This is a genomic window from Gilliamella sp. wkB171, from assembly GCF_001693755.1.
Lineage (GTDB): Bacteria > Pseudomonadota > Gammaproteobacteria > Enterobacterales > Orbaceae > Gilliamella > Gilliamella apicola_F.
The window spans coordinates 1-17,329 of record NZ_LYST01000038.1; the positions used below are offsets into that span (position 1 = coordinate 1).

Genomic DNA, 17,329 nt, shown 5'->3' on the forward strand with positions numbered 1-17,329 from the left:
CTCGATGTCGGCTCATCACATCCTGGGGCTGAAGTAGGTCCCAAGGGTACGGCTGTTCGCCGTTTAAAGTGGTACGCGAGCTGGGTTTAGAACGTCGTGAGACAGTTCGGTCCCTATCTGCCATGGGCGTAGGAAAATTGAGAGGGTTTGCTTCTAGTACGAGAGGACCGAAGTGAACGCACCGCTGGTGTTCGGGTTGTGATGCCAATTGCATTGCCCGGTAGCTACGTGCGGAATAGATAAGTGCTGAAAGCATCTAAGCACGAAACTAGCCTCGAGATGAGTTTTCCCTGATGAGAATCAGTAAGGTCCGTTTGAGACTAAGACGTAGATAGGTCAGGTGTGTAAGTGTAGTGATACATTGAGCTAACTGATACTAATGAACCGAGAGTCTTAACCTTACAACTCGGAGTTGTTTTGGATACGCGAAGTTGAGAGTAAGAAGTCATCGAAAGATGGTTAAAGATTAATAAAACAGTTTGTTCCGGATTGAGCGATTGATGCAGACATGCGATAATGTGCATCAGTTGAGAGAAAGAGAAGACAGGATATGTCTGGCGGTAATAGCGCGGTGGTCCCACCTGACCCCATGCCGAACTCAGAAGTGAAACGCCGTAGTGCCGATGGTAGTGTGGGTATTACCCATGTGAGAGTAGGGTGCCGCCAGACTTTTAAATTTTAGCTTTATATAGACACACCAAATACGGTGGAGCGGTAGTTCAGTTGGTTAGAATACCTGCCTGTCACGCAGGGGGTCGCGGGTTCGAGCCCCGTCCGTTCCGCCACCTTATTTAGGGGCGTAGTTCAATTGGTAGAGCACCGGTCTCCAAAACCGGGTGTTGGGAGTTCGAGACTCTCCGCCCCTGCCAAAATAATTGTTTTGCCTTAATTTTAGCCGTTCAGTCGTTTTTACAAGTATAAATAAAAAAATTTTGTTTACAGATTAACTTAGTTAATTATAATTCCCGCCCAACTACTTTTACAACTTAGAGGATATAAGATGGCTGAAAGTTTTATAAGTCAACAACGTTTTTTTGATAATAAAAATTATCCTAGAGGATTTTCTCGCCATGGAGATTTTACAATTAAAGAGGCTCAAATTTTAGAAAAGCATGGCTATGCTTTTAAAGATTTAGATACAGAAATTAGAAAGCCTGTTACAGCTGAAGAAAAGTCATTTGTTGCTGTCTGTAAAGGAAAAAAAGAACCTACCACTGAATTTGAAAAAGCTTGGTTAAAATATTTATCCCGTATTAATAAACCAAAACGTTTTCATACATTATCAGGCGGCAAACCACAAGTAGATGTTGCTGATGATTTTGTTGATACTGATGATTAATATCATTAGCCAATATTTTTATGTAATTGAATTAATAACCTGTCCATAGAACGATAACTCAGTGCTTCTGAAATGTGTTTTCGTTCTATGGTATCAGACAAATCTAAATCGGCAATTGTACGTGATACTTTCAAAATTCTATGCCACGCTCTTGCTGATAGTCCTAATTTTATTAAAGCTTGTTCTAAAAACTCATTATCTTCTTCCGATAACTGACAATAGCATTGAATTTCGTTAGAGTTTAATTGATTATTTAATTTATTACTTCTTTTTAATTGCCTGTTTCGTGTTTCTAATACTCTTTTCTTTACTATTTCAGTCGTTTCCGTTGTTGTTACTTTTTTACTTAAGGTTCCTTTAGGTAAAAGCGGTACTTCTATAGAAATATCAAATCTATCTAAAAAAGGTCCTGAAAGACGATTCAGATAACGAATAATTTGTTGTGGTGTTGTACGGTTATGCGTTCCCTGATAATGACCTGTAGGACTCGGATTCATGGCGGCAATAAGTTGAAACCTTGCTGGAAATTTGATTTTAGCATTAGCTCTAGAAATAATAATTTCCCCTGATTCAATTGGTTCTCTTAACGCATCTAGTACTTTTCGATTAAATTCAGGTAACTCATCTAAAAATAGCACGCCATTATGTGCTAAAGAGACTTCACCCGGTTTGGGAATTGAACCACCGCCAACTAATGCCGCAGTTGAAGCACTATGATGAGGTGCCCTGAAAGGCCTTTGATGCCAGTTTTTAATTGTTCCATTTGCACTAACTAAACTGGTTATGGCTGCACTTTCTAAGGCTTCTTCATCTGAGAGTGGTGGTAACAGTGATGTAAGCCTTGTCGCTAGCATTGTTTTACCTGTTCCTGGTGGTCCTATAAATAATAGATTGTGCCCACCAGCTGCTGCTATTTCTAGTGCCCTTTTAGCATGTTCTTGCCCAATAATATCTTGTAAATTTCTATCGGTATTACAATTATTTTCGTATTCGCGATATTCTACTGATGATAAGTTTGTCTGGTTTGATAAATGTTGGCAGACCTCTATCAAATTATTTGTAATTAAGGTGTTACTTTGATGTATCAACGAGATTTCAGATTGATTCTCTGCGGATATAATCAATGTACGTCTTTTCTTTTGTGATGCAATAGCTGCTGGAATTGCCCCTTTTACTGCTCGAATATCACCAGATAAAGCGAGTTCACCTAAAAACTCATAATCTAGTAATTTATCTGTTGGAATTTGTGCAGTAGCTGCAAGAATTGCGATGGCAATAGGTAAATCAAAACGGCTGCCTTCTTTAGGAAGATCTGCGGGGGACAAGTTAACTGTGATCTTTTTGGAAGGAAAAGTAAAACCACTATTAATAATTGCACTTCTAACGCGATCTTTCGCTTCTTTAACAGTTGCTTCAGGAAGACCAACTAAGACAAATCCTGGTAATCCATTACTAATATGAATTTCGACATTAATTTGAGGTGCTTGTATACCTATTGATGCTCGAGTATAAATAATTGCAAGTGACATAGTATTTACTTTAATTAAATGATTAATTTGTGTTATTACCTTAATTACTATAGGTAATATTTAAATTAACCAATTTAATTAATTCGTTTTTAGTCACAAAAAATATTTAATTTTTTCAGATTTTACTGGTTTTTTCACCAAAAAATAATTTTGAAACAAGCAATGATATAAAAAATAAACAGGTATTACTTAATACAACCGATGGTCCTGTCGGCGTGTCATAAATTAGTGAGAAGAATAAACCACAAATGATCGATAACATTCCAATGATAATTGCAATTAGTGCCATTGCTTCCGGTGTTTTAGAATAGTATTTTGCGGTTGCAGCAGGAATTATCAGTAATGATGTAATAATTAAAGCCCCAACAAACTTCATTGCAATTCCGATTGTTAAAGCTAATAATAACGTTAAAAGCAGTTTTGTGAATTGAATGTTGATACCATGACTAAATGCCAATTCTTCACTAACAGTAATAAAAAGAAAATCATTCCAACGCCATAATAATAAAATGCCTATTAATGCAACACAAATTATAATTTGATAGACGTCAATAAACGTCACGGATAAAAGATCACCAAATAAGTATCCCATTAAATCGATACGAATATTATTCATTAAACTAATTACGACTAAGCCTAGAGAAAGTGCGCTGTGGGCTAATATCCCTAGCAATGTATCTATTGGTAATTGTTTTTGCGCTTCTAACCAAAGTAATCCTAAAGCTAGAATAAGCGTAATAAAAATAACAGAATAGAATAAATTAATATGTAATAAGAAGCCAAAAGCGATACCAAGTAAAGCTGCATGGGATAAAGTATCACCAAAATATGACATTCTGCGCCAAACAACAAAAGTACCTAATGGTCCGGTTACCGTTGTCAGACACAAACCGGCTAATAAAGAAGGTAATAGTAACTCAATCATAGTTTTTTGTCCTAATTAGAGCATGTAACGCAATTATTATGATGATGATCATCATAATCTTGCTTACAAAGATCATGTTGATGGTTGTGATGATGCTTGTAAACAGCAATTTGTGACGCGCCATGTTGACCAAAAAGAGAAATAAATTCAGGATCATTAGAAACAATAGCAGGCGTTCCTGAACAACAAACATGGTGATTTAAACAAATCACTTCATCTGTCTTTGCCATAACAATATGCAAATCATGGGAAACCATTAATACTCCACAATTAAACTCATTTTTGGCATTAATAATAAGATCATATAATAGCACTTGTCCGTTAACATCAACGCCTTGCGTAGGTTCATCCAGAATTAGTAATTGTGGTCGTTTAGCTAAGGCTTGCGCAAGTAAAACGCGTTGTAATTCGCCGCCTGATAGCTGGTGCATTGATTTATCGATTAAATATTCTGCTTTAACCATTGTTAAGACTTTTAGGATATCATCATTATTAAGTCGTTTATTTAGCCGCATAAACCGTTTTACAGTAATGGGTAAAGTTGGATTTAATTTAATGGATTGAGGAACATATCCAATTGTTAAATTGTCGGAACGATTGATTATTCCAGAGGAATAAGGGGTTAGTCCAAGGATAACTTTGACTAATGTTGATTTACCTGCGCCATTTGGTCCAAGTAAGGTTACGATTTGATTCGTACTGATAGTAAACGAAACATTATCTAATATCTTTTGTTGGTTAAGTTCAACCGAAACCCTATCAAGTGAAATTAGCTGTGTCATCTTAGTGTAAATCCTTGCTCACCGACATGTTATGTTATATTATAACAATTAATGCATCTATAATATCATATATTTATAAATATAAGGTAATAATGTGAAAAAATATATATCACTAAATTTTAAACAGTTATTGCGGATTTTGATACTACCAAGTTTGCTATTTATCACGCAAAGTATTGCTACTCGTGCAAATGCCGATGTTTTAACTTCAGTCAAACCTATTGGTTTTATAACTGAAGCTATAACTTATGGTGTAACTGAGACTGATGTTTTATTACCCGATGGTGCTTCCCCCCATACTTATTCTTTAAAACCTTCTGATTTAGTTAAAATCAAACAAGCACAATTAGTGGTTTGGGTCGGGGAGGATTTAGAAGCTTTTATGCCGACCGTTTTAAAAGGTATAGATAAAGACAAACAAATAGAATTAATGGAGATACCAGACATCAAAAAACTACTTAGAACTGGTACTCAAAATCATGAGCATGGAAAATTAGATTCAGATGATGAACATGACCACCATGGTTCATATGATGAACATATATGGCTTTCTCCACAGATAGCAAAAATCATTGCAAAGACCGTGCACGATAAGCTTATCGACTTATATCCTGATAAAAGAGATTTAATTGATGAAAATCTAAACGAATTCACGATTAAACTGGCTGAAACAGAACAAAGCATTGCAAAAAAACTGATTAACGTACAAAATAGCGGGTATTTTGTGTTTCATGATGCTTACGGGTATTTTGAGTCACAGTTCGGATTAAAAAACCTAGGAAGTTTTACCATAAATCCAGCAGTACAGCCCGGTGTTCAAACGGTTTATGCGATTAAACAAGAGTTAAAAGAACATCAAGCAGTATGTGTATTTAGAGAGCCACAGTTTAGCCCTGCAGTTATTGAAAAATTAGTGAATGGAACTGAAGTTCGAATTGGGGAATTGAATCCCTTAGGTACAGATATCGCTTTATCAAAAAATGCCTATTCACAATTTTTATTGAGATTAACACAGCAACTGTTGGATTGTTTAGATAAAAATTAGTTTAGATAATAAATAGTTAAGGTTAATTTTGGCACGAAAGATTGAATCCCCTAGTATTGAAAAAAATAAATTTAAAACTCCCTATTTTTCAGTATTAGGCGTCCTTCTTATTGTTATTTTATTTACCATATTATGGCGACCACTTAATTTGGATCGTACGGAATATGTTCCTCTCACTCCTCAAGCAGAAACGACTGTCACCGATGACGTAAATTCTCCTGTTGTTGTAGGTGATGGTCGAATAGAAGTGGTCGGTGGAAAATCTAAAAATGAAGAGGTTACTGAATCATCAGATGTTCCCGAAGATGAGATTGCTAAAGATGAATTAGATGACATTATTGATGATAAAGACAACACGGTACAATATACTATTGCGCGCGGCGATACTTTGCATGATATTTTGCAACGCTATAATGTTAATAAAAATGATGTTTATCAATTAACCACTAAATTCAAACAACTAGCAAATTTAAGAATAGGTCAACAAGTTAGTTGGACAACTGATGATGATCATAATCTACAAAGTTTTACTTGGACCATTTCTAGTAACAATATTCGTATATATGAAAAATCAGGCGATAAATTTATTGAAAGTTCAGAAACGGCAGAAGCCGTTCCAGAAAATGTTGTCATTAAAGGTGAAATTAAAGCTAATTTTGTCGCAGATGCGCGTAAAAGTGGTTTAACTAGTAGTGAAATAGGCATTATAACCCGAGCATTACAATGGCGATTAGATTTTAGACGCTTGCAAGTTGGTGATAAATTTTCGGTAGTATTATCGAGAGAAATGCATGGTAAACGTTTATCTAACAGTCAACTATTAGGCGTTAGAATCAAAAATGGTAGCAAAGATTATTATGCCGTATTAGCTGATGATGGTAAGTATTATGATATTACTGGTGGCAGTTTATCACAAAGCTTTTTTCGGTATCCTTTAGCTAAGCAAGCGCGAGTATCGTCCAATTTTAATCCTCGTCGTTTACATCCCGTTACAGGTGTTGTTACACCTCATAATGGTGTTGATTTTGCTGTATCTCGCGGTACGCCTGTTTTATCTGTTGGTAATGGTGAGGTTGTGATTGCCAAATATAGTGGTTCAGCAGGTAATTATGTCGCTATCCGCCATGGTCGACAATATATGACCACATATATGCATTTAGACAAGATTTTAGTCAAACCAGGTCAACAAGTAAAACAAGGTGAAAAAATAGCATTATCAGGTAATACTGGTCGTTCAACAGGTCCACATTTACATTTTGAATTACATATTAATAACAAACCCGTTAATCCGTTAACTGCAAGTTTACCAATTTCGGAAGGATTGACTGGTAAATCTAAAAAAGCATTCATAGAAAAAGTTAAAGATATTAAATCACAACTTGTTTTTTAAAGCTTGTGATTTTTTAACTACTAAACTGGATACTTACTTCAAACTCTTTACACAAACAATGCCGTAATATCGGCTAAAAACTGTGTTATTATATGACGAGTTTCATAAAATTTAAATTTTAGGTGCAGTTTGAATACATCAACTCAAAAACGAGCCAATAAAAAAGCTAAAAAAAATAAAGTGACACTAAAGCGAAGACTTTGGTCGTTATTGTTTAAACTTTTTCTTATTTTTGCTGCGGTGACCGTTATTTACGGTATTTATCTTGATCAACAAATCAAAGAGAGAATTGATGGTAACGTATGGGAATTACCAGCTGCTGTTTATGGTCAGATCATCGATCTTGAACCTGATAGTGAATATAGTTTAAGTGATGTCGTTAGTATGTTAGTGGGCGCGCAGTATCGTCAGCAAGATACTAAAGCCACCCGCCCAGGTGAATTTATTGTTAGTAATGATTCTATTGAAATTTACCGTCGACCTTTTACTTTTCCAGATGGTGAAGAACAAGCATTTCGTGTCAAAATAACGTTTTATGAAAACCGCGTTGATCGCATTACTAATTTAGATACTGGGCGTGATTTTGGCTTACTACGCATTGATCCAAAATTAATCACCATGATGCACTCTCCAAATGGAGAACAGCGACTGTTTGTTCCATTAAAAGAATTTCCTGATTCTTTACTGCAAACATTAATCGCTACAGAAGATAAACGTTTTTATGATCATCATGGTGTTAGTTTATATTCGATTGGACGAGCAATTTTTGTTAACCTCACTACAGGACGTACTGAGGGCGGAAGTACTTTGACCCAGCAGACGGTTAAAAATCTTTTTTTGACTAATGAACGCAGCTTATCTCGTAAAATACGAGAAGCGTATATGGCATTAATTTTAGATGCTCGCTACAGTAAAGAACGCATATTAGAACTCTATTTAAATGAGGTCTATTTTGGACAAGCTGGCAGTGAAGAGATTCATGGTTTTCCGTTAGCAAGTCTTTACTATTTTGGTCGTCCCGTTAATGAATTAACCTTAGATCAACAAGCTGTTTTAGTGGGTATGGTAAAAGGTGCATCACTGTATAATCCATGGACACAGCCACAGCAAGTGATTGAACGTCGAAATGTTGTTTTAAAACTGACAGAACAACAAGGGATTATAGATGATGAGCTTTATAATTTATTAAGTCAGCGTCCACTTTCAGTTTTACCTAAAGGTGGGGTTATTTCTCCTCAACCTGCATTTATGCAAGTCGTTCGTAGCGAATTACGAAAACAATTAGGTGACAAAGCTGATCACCTATCAGGCATGAAGATTTTTACCACCTTTGATCCCGTTGCTCAAGCTGCTGCGGAGCAAGCTGTTACTAATGAAATAGATGCTTTGCGTAAATCAACGAATAAAGATTTACAAACAGCTATGGTCGTTGTGAGTCGAGAAACGGGCGAAATTCGTTCCATTATTGGTAGTGCAGAGCCTCGTTACCCAGGTTATAATCGTGCTTGGCTAACAAGGCGAGCAATTGGTTCTTTAGCTAAACCTTCCACTTATTTAACAGCATTAGGCCAACCGGATCGCTATCAATTAAATAGTTGGCTCAATGACACACCAATATCAATTAAACTTGATAATGGCACGTATTGGGAACCTAAAAATTATGATCGTAAATTCCGTGATAGAGTGATGCTAGTTGATGCATTAGCACTCTCACTTAATGTGCCCACTGTTAATTTAGGGATGGCTTTGGGATTGGATGCAAGTAAAAATACATTAGAAGCCTTAGGCATACCGTCAGATCGTATTCCTAATCTACCATCACGATTACTCGGTGCTTTGGAGTTAACTCCCTTAGAAACAGCGCAGATGTTTCAAACAATTGCTAACAATGGGCAACGATCTCCGCTTACCATTTTAAGATACGTATTAACTGATAAAGGCGAATTGGTCTATCAAAGTTACCCTCAACAGTTACAAGCTGTTTCTCAACAATCAGCTTTTCTTACAACTTATGCTATGCAACAAGTTGTTGAATCCGGTACTGCGCGATCGCTAAAAACAAAATATAGTGGATTTAAGTTAGCTGCAAAAACAGGGACAAGTAATGATTCTCGTGATAGCTGGTTTACTGGCATTGATGGTAAAAATGTTGCTGTCATTTGGATTGGACTTGATGATCATTCCCCGATGAAATTAACCGGCGCAACTGGTGCATTGAAGATTTATAGTGAGTATTTACAAAATAATCCTCCGAAAAAATTGGTATTACCAATGCCGCAAAATATTTTTATGATACCTATTGATAGTAATGGCAAATGGCAATGTGACGGCAGTGGTAGTAGAACGTTACCTGCTTGGACTATTAACCCTCAGAGTTTGTGTTCGGGTAATAATCAATCCATGCAAGGACAGCAAGCACCAACTTGGGTCACTGATATGTTAAATAATTGAGTAAATAAATATGCCTGAATTACCTGAAGTTGAAACAACCAAAAGAGGGATTCTGCCTTATCTTAAAGGACAAACCATTAAGCAAATTGTTGTTCGGCAACCTAAATTGCGTTGGCCTATAAGTGAAGCTATTTTTAACGCTCATGGCCAAGAAATTTTAGATGTAAAACGACGGGCAAAGTATTTGTTGCTCCAGTTACCTAATAATTGGATTATTATTCATTTAGGTATGTCTGGTAGTTTAAGGGTGTTATTAAATCCTCAACAAGCTGCTAAACATGATCACGTAGACTTAACTCTTGAAAACGGTGTGATATTACGTTATACCGACCCAAGGCGTTTTGGTTCTTGGCTTTGGGCAAAAAAACTTGACCACGTTACTCAATTACTGCATCTAGGCCCTGAACCATTAAGTGATGAATTGACTGCCAAATATTTATTCTCAAAAGCTCAAAATCGGCATGTGCCAATTAAAACGTTCATTATGGATAACCATATAGTCGTGGGGGTTGGTAACATTTATGCTTCAGAATCACTGTTTATGGCAAAAATAAACCCTAATCGTAAAGTAAATACTTTATCTTTATTCGAATTTGAACAGTTAGTGATAGCTATTAAACATGTTTTGTCTAAATCGATTGAACAAGGTGGTACAACCCTTAAAGATTTTCTTCAATCAGATGGTAAGCCTGGCTATTTTGCTCAAAAATTGCAAGTGTATGGTCGAGATGGCGAAAAATGTTATCTTTGCCAAACCGAAATAAAGTCACAAAAAATAGGGCAACGTAATACATTTTATTGTGAGATATGCCAAAAATGATTATTTTATAATAATAAATCATTATGTTATGTTTTTGTTGTTTATATATAACAACTGATATTTTTGAACTGGACAATCAAATAATTTTGTCTAAATATTGTATATTATTCCTCTTTAAACCTTAATAAAATCGGATTAGTATATACACCTAATCACTTAGTCATAATTGTTAATCTTAAATGTATTGATAATAGCTAGTAGGTAAAAAGTTAATATTTTGAAAATCTTTTTATTTTGAAGAGTATGGACTTGTTACGCGATATCGGCTATCTTTCTGACTATAAAAGTTTTAATCTTTTATAAAGTTTAATATATAGTACTAAATGATTGTAATATATTAAAAAATCACGGATTTTTCTTGCGCGTTATTTCTTGTTTGCATTTATTTTTAACGCAATTTATTTTGTTTTTATTAAGGAATCTAAGATGATCAAATTTGCTTCTCGCTTTTTGATAACTTTTTTTGTGTTATTTTATACAATGATTGCGAATGCAGAAGTTCGCATTATTATTACCGATGGCGTTAGTACTGCTAAGCCAATAGCTGTGGTGCCTTTTAAATGGACGGGTTCGGGCGAGCCTCCACAATTTATAGAAGACATCGTTGCTTCAGATTTACGTAATAGTGGTAAATTTAATCCTATTGATGTGAGCAGCATGCCACAAAGACCAACATCACCTTCAGAAGTTAACCCTGCATTATGGAGTAAACTAGGTGTTTCTGCCGTAGTTGTGGGCACTATTCAACCTGATGCCTCTGGAAAATATCTTATCAGTTACCAATTAATTGATACCGTAACTCGCCCAGGTGCGGTATTAGCTCAAAATCAATACTCTATCGAAAAACGTTGGTTACGTTATGCTGCACATACAGCTAGTGATGAAATTTTCGAATCACTAACTGGTATCAAAGGTGCATTTAGAACGCGTATAGCTTATGTTGTAAAAACAACTAAAGGACCGTTTACTCACGAATTGCGAGTATCTGATTATGATGGCTTTGATCAAATGACAGTACATCGTTCTAAGGAACCATTAATGTCACCAGCTTGGTCACCAGATGGAAAAAAATTAGCGTATGTAACTTTTGAGGGTGGTCATTCATCATTAGTAATCAGAACACTAGATAGTGGGGCTTCTGAAACTGTTGCTTCTTTCCCTAAACATAACGGTGCGCCTGCATTTTCTCCTGATGGTAGTAAATTAGCGTTCGCCTTATCTAAAGATGGGAGTTTGAATTTGTATGTTATGAATTTGGGCTCTAAAAAAATCACACAAATTACATCAGGTCGCAGTAATGATACTGAACCATCATGGATGCCAGATAGCCAAACTATTGTTTATACATCAGATCAGGCAGGTAGACCTCAACTTTATAGTATCAATATTAATGGTGGAACATCACAACGCTTAACATGGGATAATACCCAAAATCAAAATGCTCGCGTTGCACCAGACGGTTCTTTCATTGCAATGATTTCGACTAATAATGGTGAACAACATATTACTCGTTATGATATGTCAACAAGTACTTATCAACGTTTAACTGATACATTCTTAGATGAAACACCAAGTATTGCACCGAATGGTACTATGATCATCTATAGTTCAACACAAGGATTAGGTACAATTTTGAATTTGGTTTCAACTGATGGTAACTTCAAAGCTAAATTACCAGCAACTGACGGACAGGTGAAATTCCCTGCTTGGTCACCTTATTTATAAGAAGAGATTAAAATTTAATCGATATTATGAATATTAAAATTGTACAAAATGTTAGGTCGTTATAATATATAACGCTAATCTGACTAATTAGTAATAATTGTTACTGAGTAGTCAGATAAATAAAATATAAATAATAATTTATTCAAACACAAAGGAGTTAATACAATGCAATTTTCTAAATTTCTTAAAGTAGCTGCGGTTGCTTTACCATTAATCGCACTTACTGCATGTTCATCAAGCAAAAGCAGTAATGCTGGCGGTAGTGCAAACGGTTCTTTATCAAAAGAAGCTTTAGAACAACTTCACAGATTACAACAAACTAATACTGTATATTTTGATTTTGATAAATATAATGTTAAATCTGAATATACTACATTATTAAATGCACATGCAGAATTTATGCGTGCAAATTCTTCTGTAAACGTAGTTGTTGAAGGTCATGCCGATGAACGCGGTACACCAGAATACAATATCGCTTTAGGTGAACGTCGTGCTGACGCAGTTAAATCATACCTACAAGGTAATGGTGTTTCTGGCTCACAAGTACAAGTAGTATCATATGGTAAAGAAAAACCAGCTGTATTAGGTCATGACGAAGCAGCTTATGCTAAAAACCGTCGTGCTGTAGTAACCTACCCTGGTTATTAATAGCTTGTGATAACGGCTGATAATTCAGCCGTTTTATTTTAAAGTTCACGCCGAGTATATAATATGTATAAAAAAACACTCATATTGTTCTTATTTCTTTTGTTTACCGGTTATGGTTGTGCTGCTGGTAGTTCTGAGCTAGATAGAACGGTTCAAGCTCAAGGTCAATTATTAATACAAAATCAGCAACAAATTAGTGATTTACAATCAGATTTGGATACACTTCGTGGTCAATTGGAAGAAACTAAATACCAACTCAACCAAACTATAGAACGTCAAAAGATGATTCTTCAACAAATGGTTGGTGGTTCAGGATTCTCATCAAATACTAATTCTTCACAAGATAATTCGTCTTCACCTGCATCCGCTCCATCTACTGATTCTCAATCAGCTACGCCATCTTCAGACTTATCAAGTTGGACAACGTCAGGTAATGATAAAGCCGATTATAACTTTATCATGCAATATGTTTCTGAGGGTAAACAAAACAGTGATTCTATCGCTGCTTTTCAAAAGTTCATTGACGCTTATCCAAAGTCAAGTTACCTAGCTAATGCAAATTATTGGCTAGGTCAACTTTACTATAAAGAAGGGAAAAAAGATAAAGCATCGTTTTATTATGCGACAGTCGTAAAAGATTTTTCAGCTTCTCCTAAAGCGGCAGATAGCCTTTATAAGGTCGGTATAATTTTATTGGATAAAGGCGATAAAAAAACTGCTAAAACCGTTTTCCAACAAGTTGTCAGTAAATATCCTAAAGATAAAAATACCGTTGATCTTGCTAATAAAAAATTAGCATCACTTTAGTAAAATGTATAAATAACCAGCTATTGGATGCAAAAAGCAAGAAAAGGGTTGCACTGCTTGAGAATAGTAAGTAATATAGCAACCCGAAATTGCTTGTAACTTTAATTCTAAAGCACATTGCAGTTTTTATCTAAAATGGGTTGTTAGCTCAGTCGGTAGAGCAGCGGACTTTTAATCCGTTTGTCGAGCGTTCGAATCGCTCACGACCCACCATCTTTCTTTTGATATTTCAAATACCAAAACAGACCAATTTAAAAAATATTAAACTCCAGTGAATCAGTTCGATATTAATTAGTTTAGAATAGATTTCAACTTTACTTAGTATTAGACTTGAATAGCTAAAGTAAACATTTTTATTCAGTGAAATTATCCTGCAAGCTAAAAAATATTACTAAAAATAGTATTTTTTGAGTAATCACCTAACTTAAACCTCATGCCCTATTTTCTATGAGCTTGATTCATTTTTATAACGATAAAAAAACCTATTAATAAAGATAAATACTTATCTGATGTCACTAAAAATTGAGGTTACTTTGGTATTGGTTATCTACCTCATAAAAATAGGTTTATAGGATTAAAAATCAATAATAATAATCAATCTAAATGCTCTGGATTTACAGTATAAAATGAAAGTTGTAGGTTTATTTATCGCGATTTTTATAAGCCTTGTTCGTTTTAACTAACTTGTTAGGTAAAGAATATTAACGTTGAAGTCGTATGTCTGGTAAGCCATGCGCCTTTATTATGACGGTAAGTTATAAATATAGGGTGCTGTAGTTTGCTAAATGATTGATAGATTTTATAGTGTGTTTATTGATTGATTTCAATTCAGACTAAAGTTGAAAACAGAAAGCTGCAACTCATTGATACAATGTCTAATTAAAGAGGGAATAATTTCCCTCTTTAATTAGATGATCAAACTTTATTTGCTAATTCGATGATTTTCATTGTTACTTCAAATGATTTAAGGAACGATGATAATGGTAAAAATTCAAAGCAAGAGTGAAAGTTATGAGCACCTGTAAAATAATTAGGTGTGGTTAATCCTCTGGCTGATAGTGCCGAACCATCAGTACCACCACGCATAGCAATAGTATTAGGCTCAATATTCAATTGTTCAAATGATTGATAAATTAAATCGATACAGCGACGATCATCACCTAAATAGTTGGCAATATTACTGTAAGTGTCTGTAATTTTACATTCAATTTTAGCTCTTGGATATTTACGACTAATAAAGTCTACTACGTCTTGAATATATGCTTTACGAGCTTGATATTTTGCTAAATCAAAGTCACGAATACTCATTTTTAGTGTCGTAGTACTTTGGTTACCAACGATATCATTAAACCAAAAATAGCCTTCTTTACCTTCTGTGTGTTCAGGGGTTTCGAAACTGTCAAAACAATTAATAATATCATTTGCAACGCGTATAGGATTGATTAATACATTTTTAGCTGACATTGGGTGGGCAGATACCCCTGTAATATCAATGATTGCTGAGCCAGCATTAAATGTTTCGTACACCACTTCACCCAACTCACAACAATCAATAGTATAAGCAAAGTCAGGTTTGAAACGGTTCAAATCAAGTTTTTTAGCACCATTTAAACCGACTTCTTCATCAGGTACAAAAGCCACATAGATATCACCATGAGTACAATTTTGTTTTTGTAACTGATCTAACATTGTCATAACTATTGCAATTGCAGATTTGTTATCTGCACCTAGAACACTTGTGCCATCAGTGACAATCAATTCTTGATTAAGGTATTTATTTAATTCAGGGTGTTCATTAACTTTAAACCAGATATCTTTATCTTTATTTAATAAAATATCTTCACCATTAAAGGTAACTCGCTGAGGGTGAATTTTATCTGATAAGGCTACATCCACCGTATCTAAATGAGCAACATAACCAATGTTAGGCGCATGTGGATTATTGCCCGGTAATTTAGCCGTAACAATACTGTGCTCATCAAGATGTACATCTTGCAAATTCAGTTCAATCAGTTCTTGCTTAAGTAATTTAGCTAATTCGGTTTGTCCCGGAGTAGAAGGTACTTGCGCAGATCCAACTACACTTTGGCTTGGAACACTAACATAACGCAAAAAACGTTCAACTAATTGTTCAGTAATATTCATAATAAAATGACCTCTTATTGGTACTAATTATTTACGGGTGGATAAACGTAACCACTATCAAACCCAATTGGTAGACCTAAGAACCAAAAGAGTAACAAGTTTACAGTTAATGCAATAAGCAGCGCGGCAGTATAAGGAATCATCATAGAACTTAATGTGCCCACTCCTGTGTTTTTGCAGTATTGCTGGCAATAGGCAATAATTAGCGGGTAAAACGCAAACATAGGTGTGCTTACATTCACTGCTGAACTGATACGGTAAGCGGCTTGCGTTAATTCAGGTGAAATACCAACAGACATCAACATAGGCACAAAAATTGGTGCCAAAATAGCCCATTTAGATGAAGCAGAGGTAATTAACACATTTAACATACTGGTTAAAATGATCACACCAAATATTGTTACAACCGAAGGTAGATGTAACGCTTTCAAAAACTCAGCGCCACCAATTGCAATCAATGTGCCTATTTGAGAATTAGAAAACACATATAGAAATTGTGCACAAAAGAAAGCAAAAACAATAAAAGGAATAAGTGATTTAGTGATATTTTCCATCGATTTAACAATATCACGAGAAGACTTAAATGCCCCAGTAATAAAGCCGTGAATCAATCCCGGAATTGCAAAAAATACAAATAATAATGGCACAATAATTTGCATAATTGGTGCTTTATTACTTGTTAAGCTGCCATCAGGTGCACGTAATAAAGAGTCTTGTGGTAATAATAAAAGCACTAAACCAGCAGCGATGACTAAAAATACGATTGATGCAACTTTAAATGCTCGATTTTCAATAGGGGTGATGGCCGGTGAATCAGCAAGGTTATCTAACTGTAAATCAGTATTTATTGGCATATTTGCATTTAAGCGTGGTTCAACGATTTTATCGGTAACAAACCAACAAGCTAATAGGACAAAAAAAGTACCGCCAAAACTTAAAAAATAGTTACAAAGCACATTAACTTGATAAGACGGATCGATGATTTGTGCAGCACTTTGGGTAAAGCCTTGCATGATAGGATCGATAATTGATGGTGTATAACTTGAACTAAAACCACCTGCTAATCCTGCAAAAGCGGCAGCGATGCCCGCAAGAGGATGACGACCAGTCGCATAAAACATCATGGCTGATACCGGCATTAAAATAACATAAGCTGAGTCGGACGCAATATGACAAACCATGCTAACAAAAATGACTGATGGGGTAACCAATTTTTTAGGTGTAACTGCCAATAACTTTTTTAGCAACACATGAATATAGCCACTACTTTCAGCAATACCAATACCTAATGTTGCAACGATAGTAATACCAAGAGGTGGAAAGCTAACAAAATTTGGGACCATTTTAGTAAAAAAAGTTACTAAATGATCGGGCGCTAGCATATTAGCGACAACTAGTTTTTCTTTGGTAACAGGATTGATGTAATCGAAACTGACAAAAGAAAGTAATAAAGAGGCAATAAAACAGATAACTAAAGCATAAAAGAAAAGTGTTGTTACATCGGGGATTTTGTTGCCTATTCGTTCAATAGTATTTAAAAAGCCGCCCGTTTTTATAGGTGACGGATTTGTTGTTTGATTCATAAAAAATTTAGGGTAAATGTTGTTCGAGGCGTCAATTTATCACATATTTATAGTGCAGGTAAATAAGCAAAAGCGTATTGTTTTTATACTTAAGCATTATGTTAACCTTAATTATTTTTACATAAGTATGATGTTACTTC

At 35.2% G+C, this 17,329-nt stretch carries 13 protein-coding genes, 3 tRNA genes and 2 rRNA genes; 13 read left to right on the top strand and 5 right to left on the bottom strand.

What is annotated here, in order from left to right; all coding sequences use genetic code 11:
- The 5 genes from A9G03_RS04705 to A9G03_RS04725 form a co-directional block, all read left to right on the top strand.
- Window positions 1-401: ribosomal RNA gene (locus A9G03_RS04705) — 23S ribosomal RNA — on the top strand; the annotation flags it as partial.
- A 152-nt stretch (window positions 402-553) separates the two neighbouring features.
- A 5S ribosomal RNA gene (gene rrf, locus A9G03_RS04710) occupies window positions 554-669 on the top strand.
- A gap of 39 nt (window positions 670-708) precedes the next feature.
- Window positions 709-785: transfer RNA gene (locus tag A9G03_RS04715), tRNA-Asp, on the top strand.
- Window positions 786-793: 8 nt separating this feature from the next.
- Window positions 794-869 (top strand) — tRNA-Trp (locus A9G03_RS04720).
- A gap of 131 nt (window positions 870-1,000) precedes the next feature.
- On the top strand, window positions 1,001-1,339 hold the full coding sequence (locus A9G03_RS04725) for a DUF413 domain-containing protein (protein WP_065798554.1): 339 nt from the start codon (window positions 1,001-1,003) through the stop codon (window positions 1,337-1,339).
- A 5-nt stretch (window positions 1,340-1,344) separates the two neighbouring features.
- Here the strand turns inward: A9G03_RS04725 and A9G03_RS04730 are convergent, their stop codons facing one another.
- The 3 genes from A9G03_RS04730 to znuC form a co-directional block, all read right to left on the bottom strand.
- On the bottom strand, window positions 1,345-2,868 hold the full coding sequence (locus A9G03_RS04730; RefSeq protein WP_065798555.1) for a YifB family Mg chelatase-like AAA ATPase: 1,524 nt from the start codon (window positions 2,866-2,868) through the stop codon (window positions 1,345-1,347).
- Between the two features lie 115 nt (window positions 2,869-2,983).
- A complete protein-coding gene (gene znuB / locus A9G03_RS04735; RefSeq protein WP_065634274.1) occupies window positions 2,984-3,793 on the bottom strand; it encodes a zinc ABC transporter permease subunit ZnuB in 810 nt (269 codons plus the stop codon).
- Window positions 3,794-3,804: 11 nt separating this feature from the next.
- Window positions 3,805-4,575, bottom strand: coding sequence for a zinc ABC transporter ATP-binding protein ZnuC (znuC, locus tag A9G03_RS04740; protein WP_065798556.1), 771 nt, complete (start codon window positions 4,573-4,575; stop codon window positions 3,805-3,807).
- A 94-nt stretch (window positions 4,576-4,669) separates the two neighbouring features.
- On the opposite strand from znuC, the gene znuA reads away from it, so the two are divergent.
- The 8 genes from znuA (at window position 4,670) to A9G03_RS04780 (ending at window position 13,674) form a co-directional block, all read left to right on the top strand.
- Window positions 4,670-5,620, top strand: a complete 951-nt coding sequence (gene znuA / locus A9G03_RS04745; RefSeq protein ID WP_065798557.1) for a zinc ABC transporter substrate-binding protein ZnuA — start codon at window positions 4,670-4,672, stop codon at window positions 5,618-5,620.
- A 28-nt stretch (window positions 5,621-5,648) separates the two neighbouring features.
- Window positions 5,649-7,010, top strand: coding sequence for a murein DD-endopeptidase MepM (gene mepM / locus A9G03_RS04750; protein WP_065634271.1), 1,362 nt, complete (start codon window positions 5,649-5,651; stop codon window positions 7,008-7,010).
- A 129-nt stretch (window positions 7,011-7,139) separates the two neighbouring features.
- Window positions 7,140-9,461 carry a bifunctional glycosyl transferase/transpeptidase gene (gene mrcB, locus A9G03_RS04755; protein WP_065798558.1) on the top strand — a complete coding sequence of 774 codons (2,322 nt, stop codon included), beginning with the start codon at window positions 7,140-7,142 and terminating at the stop codon, window positions 9,459-9,461.
- Window positions 9,462-9,471: 10 nt separating this feature from the next.
- On the top strand, window positions 9,472-10,281 hold the full coding sequence (gene mutM / locus A9G03_RS04760) for a bifunctional DNA-formamidopyrimidine glycosylase/DNA-(apurinic or apyrimidinic site) lyase (RefSeq protein WP_065798559.1): 810 nt from the start codon (window positions 9,472-9,474) through the stop codon (window positions 10,279-10,281).
- A 429-nt stretch (window positions 10,282-10,710) separates the two neighbouring features.
- Window positions 10,711-12,006 (top strand): Tol-Pal system beta propeller repeat protein TolB, encoded by a 1,296-nt coding sequence (tolB, locus tag A9G03_RS04765; protein WP_065634281.1) that lies wholly within the window; start codon window positions 10,711-10,713, stop codon window positions 12,004-12,006.
- Between the two features lie 165 nt (window positions 12,007-12,171).
- The gene (gene pal, locus A9G03_RS04770; protein ID WP_065634268.1) at window positions 12,172-12,654 is read left to right on the top strand and encodes a peptidoglycan-associated lipoprotein Pal; all 483 of its coding nucleotides are present in this window, start codon (window positions 12,172-12,174) and stop codon (window positions 12,652-12,654) included.
- A 63-nt stretch (window positions 12,655-12,717) separates the two neighbouring features.
- Entirely contained in the window at window positions 12,718-13,461 is a 744-nt protein-coding gene (ybgF, locus tag A9G03_RS04775) for a tol-pal system protein YbgF (RefSeq protein WP_065798560.1), read from the top strand.
- A gap of 137 nt (window positions 13,462-13,598) precedes the next feature.
- Window positions 13,599-13,674 (top strand) — tRNA-Lys (locus A9G03_RS04780).
- A 702-nt stretch (window positions 13,675-14,376) separates the two neighbouring features.
- Here A9G03_RS04780 and pepT read toward each other — a convergent pair.
- Both pepT and A9G03_RS04790 read right to left on the bottom strand, forming a co-directional pair.
- On the bottom strand, window positions 14,377-15,606 hold the full coding sequence (pepT, locus tag A9G03_RS04785; RefSeq protein ID WP_065634266.1) for a peptidase T: 1,230 nt from the start codon (window positions 15,604-15,606) through the stop codon (window positions 14,377-14,379).
- A gap of 23 nt (window positions 15,607-15,629) precedes the next feature.
- The gene (locus A9G03_RS04790; RefSeq protein WP_065634265.1) at window positions 15,630-17,189 is read right to left on the bottom strand and encodes an AbgT family transporter; all 1,560 of its coding nucleotides are present in this window, start codon (window positions 17,187-17,189) and stop codon (window positions 15,630-15,632) included.
- Window positions 17,190-17,329: the final 140 nt, after the last annotated feature.